Annotated in this window: 4 protein-coding genes and 1 pseudogene; all 5 read right to left on the bottom strand. The window is 60.7% G+C overall.

Annotated elements, in window-relative coordinates; translation table 11 throughout:
• Positions 1–447 precede the first annotated feature (447 nt).
• Entirely contained in the window at positions 448–918 is a 471-nt protein-coding gene (locus CWO89_RS40285) for a GNAT family N-acetyltransferase (protein ID WP_130583822.1), read from the bottom strand.
• A 17-nt stretch (positions 919–935) separates the two neighbouring features.
• A complete protein-coding gene (locus CWO89_RS40280; protein WP_130583821.1) occupies positions 936–1526 on the bottom strand; it encodes a glutathione S-transferase family protein in 591 nt (196 codons plus the stop codon).
• 78 nt (positions 1527–1604) lie between these two features.
• Positions 1605–2429 carry an outer membrane protein gene (locus CWO89_RS40275; protein WP_207234668.1) on the bottom strand — a complete coding sequence of 275 codons (825 nt, stop codon included), beginning with the start codon at positions 2427–2429 and terminating at the stop codon, positions 1605–1607.
• Positions 2430–2615: 186 nt separating this feature from the next.
• A complete protein-coding gene (locus CWO89_RS40270) occupies positions 2616–3470 on the bottom strand; it encodes an outer membrane protein (RefSeq protein ID WP_130583820.1) in 855 nt (284 codons plus the stop codon).
• Between the two features lie 279 nt (positions 3471–3749).
• Positions 3750–5007 (bottom strand): annotated as a pseudogene (locus tag CWO89_RS40265) (MFS transporter).
• Positions 5008–5301: the final 294 nt, after the last annotated feature.

Here is a 5301-nt window from a genome sequence, read left to right as displayed (position 1 = left end):
CCGGCGACGGAGCCGGCGCCTGATCAAGCAGTCCGGCCGCATCGTTCACCAGCTTCACGGCCTTTCGCCGGCTGGAGACTCTCATGATGCTCTTTTCACCGGCCTGCACGATGTATTCATTGCCCGCCCTGACGATCGAATATCGCTTCATCTGAAATAACCCCAAGCCGTCCCAGAACGCGATGACTTTGGACCGTCATCGCGTTCTATTTTTTTGCTTGATCATGATCTCACTTCTTTGAGCATGATCTTTTCGGAAAACCGGTTTCCACTTTTCCGGATCATGCTCTAGCGGACCATGTTCTGCCGCTGGGAGACGCGTAACTAGCAGCAGCGTTCCCGCCAGTAAAATTACGGAGGCCGGCGTAGTTTATCGCTTGTTAACCGGAACGCAGAGCGAGGACTACCACTGCGATCAGCGATGATAGCCACGCAACTTGGCGCAAGTCAGAAGCGCATCGTCATGCCGACATGACTGCGTTGAAATCCAAGCCGTTCATAGAAGCGCTGCGCGTCGGCGCGGGTGTGATGCGTGAGCAGTTCGACGAGAATGCAACCGTTGGCGCGCGCTTCAACGATCGCCCATTGCACCATCTGTTCGCCGATGCCGCGGCTGCGGCAATGGCTTGCGACGCGCACGTCCTCGATCAGGCCGCGTGAGGCACCTTGCGAACTTATGCCCGGCAGGATGCATAGCTGCAGGCAACCGACCACCGTGCCGTCAGCGTCTTCGGCGACCACGAGCTTGAAATTCGGATCGCGGTCGACCTTCTCGAATGCCGCGAAATAGGATTGAGGCAAGGGATCCTCGATCCGCTCGCGCGCGCTGCCGAGCCGATCGTCCGCGAGCATGGCGACGATGATGGGAACATCGTCGCGACGGGCGCGACGGATCGTGATCGAAGACGCAGGTGCCATAATATATTCCGAAACGGCTAACGCGCCGGCGCCAGGCCAAGTGAGCGCTCGGCCTCATTGATCCAGCGGCGAAGCGCGGGATAGCCGCCGAGATCGAAGCCGCCCTCATGCGCGAGCCGCGTGTAGGCGAGCAGCGCCACATCGGCGAGCGAGAGCGACTCGCCGGCCAGAAACGGCGTCAGCGCGAGCTGCTGCTCCATCCGCGCCAGCGCCGCATGGCCGCGCTTGACCTTCTCCGGATCGAGCTCGGAAGCGGATTTGCCGAGATAGCGCATCTGGAACCGGCACACGGCGATATAGGGCTCGTGGCTGTACTGCTCCCAGAACAGCCACTCGTCCATCTTCGCGGCAGCAAAATCATCCGATGGAATGAGGTCGCTGCCGCGGGCGAGATAGCGGATGATGGCGTTCGACTGCGCCAAGGCGCGGCCATCATCGAGCACGATCGTCGGCACCTGGCCCGCGCTGTTCATCCTCAGGAAATCCGCGGTGCGCGTCTCCTGCTTGAGGATGTCGACGTTGGTCCAGGTGTAGGGCAGCGCAAGGTAATCGCACACCCATTTTACCTTCAGGCAATTGCCCGACTTGTCGTCACCGTAGATTTTCATGGCTGGCTGTTGTCCTGCTCCCGAATGACAGAGCACCAGCGGAAGCAGAAGCTGTCAACACGTCTGACGCATGCGCGCCTAGAATTTATAGCCGAGGCCGGCGCGCACCGTGTTGATGCTGGTATCGACCGTTGTGGTGAAGCGGATGTATTCCCATTCCGCGCGCATGAAGAGGCCGCCGACCAGGTTGATGTCAATGCCAAGGCCGGCCGTGTAGCCGTAGATGAGGTGATTGTGCACGGCATCCGTCGCGCTCAATGGCATCAACGGCGTGAAACGTCCAAGCGGAGTGGGGCTCACCGCGTCCGTAACGATTGCACTATGCGAAATGTCGGCCTTGCCGAGCGCGAAGCCGCCGAACGCATAAGGCAGGAAGCATCCGAAGGCATAGGCTGCGCGCCCCCGAAACGTCGCGATGTCCGAGATCGAGATCGAGGATGCCGAGGTGACTCCGACGTCGTGGTAGAAGGTGTCGGTGAGAGGAGAGCCGCTCACAAGCTCCTTGCTGGCGCTGGCCGAACCACCAAAGCTGCCGTGCACGTAGCTCGCCTCCAGGCCGAGCACGACGTCGCTCCATTGCCAGTTGTATCCGACAAAGGCTCCGTATGCGGACGAACGCGCCGTCTGCTTTCCGAGACCGAGATTCCATTGCGCAACGCCCATCTGCTGCACGACGTTGTCGGAAATCAGCGAGGAGATCAAAGATGACGGCTTGCTGTCGAAATTCGCATCGGACGAACCGTAGCCGGCTTGGCCACCAATATAGAGACCTTCCCAGTAAGCTCTGGAGGTTGTCAGCCCATCGGTGAAGCTGCCGCGAAGCACCGGGAGATCGGGAAGATCGGCGGCCCGCGCGCTCGTCATCGCGCCACACATCACTACCGCCAGCAGAAACCTGCGCATCGCCCACGCCCCCAAATCGACTTAATCAAACTCGGCGACGATCATCGCTCGTTAACCTTAACCAATGGTTGTCGCGCGCCGGTTTCGCCACAATCTTCTGCGTGATGAGCACTCTCCTCTCCGCAAAGCAAAACGGCGCGGGGACATCCCGCGCCGTCTGCAATCGTTAACCAATGAAGGTTCGTATTAACCTTTGCGCACCAGCGGCGGCGGCGCGTAGACCGGCTGCGGGCTGTCCAGATTCCAGCGCACGCCGAGCTTGAGATCGTGCGAAGTGATATCCTTGAAGTTCATTGGATTGTTGGTCGTGAAGCCCTGGAACGTCGTCACGGGTCCCGTCAATCCCGAACCGAGATCGACGTAGCTATAGGCGACTTCGAGCGTCAGGTTTGGACTAACCTTGTAGGAAAGACCTGCATGCGCCGCCCAGGCGAAATTCCACTTGGACGCCGAATTGGCAAGCGCAAAACCTGGCGCAATCACGCCGGGAGAGAAATCAGCAAGCCCTTGATCGGTGAAATTGGAGACGGTCACGCGCGCGGCACCGACACCAGCACCGATGAACGGCGTTACGCACCACCAGGTTCCAAGATCGACATAGGCGTTGGCGAGAACAAGCCATTCCGACTTGCTTGCGGTGTAGTTGTCAGACCCCGCGCCGATAACTCCGCCGCCGAGCGGAAAAGTCGCGAGATCCTGGCCGTGAAAGTTCGTTCTTCCACGATATTGACCGGTGACGTCGGCGCGGAACCAACTGTTGAACTGGTAACCGACACCGAGACCAAAGATGCCGCCGGTATCAAAGCCGGTCTGCTGGTTCAGGGAGAGCAGCGGCGTGTACAAGGCATTGTTGCCGTTGCGCACTTCCTTCACGCTCTGATTGCTGAAGCCGATATCGCCGCGCAAATACCAGCCGCCGAAATCTTCCACCGGCGGCGGTCCGTAGGCCGGTGGCGGCGCGATCGGCATATCGGCGGCGAATGCCACCGAGGAAATCAGGGAGACCGCACCAGCGGCAACGAGAGATTTAACGCAACGCATTGGCTTCGTCCTTCTGGCCAGTGAGGCGAGCGGGGAAGCCTCACGTCTGAAAATCCACGGCCGGACGATGGCACTAAATGCTTAAGCGGCGCTTAACCCTAATTATTAAGGTTGACAACCTCTGACGATTTTCCCGAAAGCTCGCGGTATCGCGCTATTCCCGCTGTCGAACAGAAAGCGGCTGCGCCACAAATGCAAACGATGCGTTGATGAAATCTCAGCTCTTGTCTTAACGCGTTTTCTTTACGCGCACCGGAGTCCACTTCGCTCGAAAACGCTTTAATGCGCGTGGTTCGGCATTTTCGGCAGGAACACCGCGAGCAGTCCGATCGCCGGCAGGAATGAGCAGAGCTGGTAGACGAAGGCGATGTCGGTGTGATCGGCGAGCTTGCCGAGCACCGCCGCGCCCAAGCCGCCGATGCCGAAAGCGAAGCCGAAGAACAGGCCGGAGATCATGCCGAAGCGATGCGGCATCAGTTCCTGCGCGAACACGATGATCGATGCGGTCGCCGACGAGATGATCAGGCCGATGAACACGCTGAGTACGGCGCTGGTGATGAGGCCGGCATAGGGCAGCGCCAGCGTGAACGGCAGCGCGCCGAGGATCGAGAACCAGATCACGTATTTGCGGCCGAAGCGATCGCCGAGCGGTCCGCCCAGGAAGGCACCGACCGCGTTCGCCGCGAGGAACATGAAGAGATAGAGCTGCGCCGCCTGCGTCGAGACGTCGAACCTCTCGATCAGATAGAAGATGTAGTAGCTCGACAGGCTCGCGATATAGAGCTGCTTCGAGAACAACAGCGCGACCAGCACGGCGAGCGCGATCATCACCCGCCGCCCGGCCGGCGCGTCCGGGTGCCGCTCGACGACCGCTGCCTTCCTGGTCACGATCTGCGGCCTGTACCAGGCGCCGATGCGCCACAGGATCAGGATCGCAAGACCCGCGATCGAGGAGAACCACGCAATCGAGGACTGCCCGAACGGCACCACGATCAGCGCCGCGAGCACCGGGCCCATCGAGGTGCCGAAGCTGCCGCCAAGCTGGAACACCGATTGCGCAAAGCCGTAACGGCCGCCAGAGGCGAGCCGCGCGATCCGCGCCGATTCCGGATGGAACACCGCCGAGCCGAGGCCGACCAGCGAGGCCGCGATCAGGATGATGCCGTAGTGATGCGCGCCAGCGAGCAACAGCAGGCCGAAGAAGGTGAAGCCCATGCCGATCGCAAGCGAGAACGGCTGCGCCTTCTTGTCGGTGAAATGCCCGACCAGCGGCTGCAGCAGCGATGCTGTGAACTGGAACGCCAGCGTGATCATGCCGATCTGCGTGTAGTCCAGCGTAGGCGTCCTTCAGGATCGGATAGACGGAGGCGATCAACGACTGCATGGTGTCGTTGAGAAAGTGCGAGAAGCTGATGCCCGCGAGCACGACGTAAGCCGGCCCCACCGCGGTCGCGCGGGCAGCCATGCGCGGCGTCACGTCTGATACCAGCACCGGTTCAGCCAGTGCTTCTTCTGAGACGGCAACGGGCTTGTTCAACGGAGATTCCTGGCGGGACTCGCGAAGCGGCAATAAGCCGTGCTTACGACGCACGCTCCGCTGCGACCAGCGCGATTAGATAATGGCTGCGATGCAACCAGCGCGCGCTGGATGGTCGTGATTTAGGCCGGAGCAGTCGCCAGCACTTCTCCCTCTCCCCGCCCTTCGCGGGGAGAGGGTTGGGGTGAGGGGCTCTCTCCGCGAGCAAAATAGCAAACGGACTCGCGGAGGCTCCCCCTCACCCGAAATTCAAGCGAAGCTTGAATTTCGACCTCTCCCCGCAGGCGGCTATTA

Source organism: Bradyrhizobium sp. Leo170, assembly GCF_004296405.1.
GTDB lineage: Bacteria > Pseudomonadota > Alphaproteobacteria > Rhizobiales > Xanthobacteraceae > Bradyrhizobium.
The sequence above is the reverse complement of the archived record's forward strand: the minus strand, read 5'-3'. Positions and strand labels throughout refer to the sequence as shown.

Excerpts from the sequence above, each read along its gene's own strand:
- CWO89_RS40285 (WP_130583822.1), bottom strand. The coding sequence starts at position 918 with ATGGCACCTGCGTCTTCGATCACGATCCGTCGCGCCCGTCGCGACGAT.
- CWO89_RS40280 (WP_130583821.1), bottom strand. The coding sequence starts at position 1,526 with ATGAAAATCTACGGTGACGACAAGTCGGGCAATTGCCTGAAGGTAAAA.
- CWO89_RS40275 (WP_207234668.1), bottom strand. The coding sequence starts at position 2,429 with ATGCGCAGGTTTCTGCTGGCGGTAGTGATGTGTGGCGCGATGACGAGC.
- CWO89_RS40270 (WP_130583820.1), bottom strand. The coding sequence starts at position 3,470 with ATGCGTTGCGTTAAATCTCTCGTTGCCGCTGGTGCGGTCTCCCTGATT.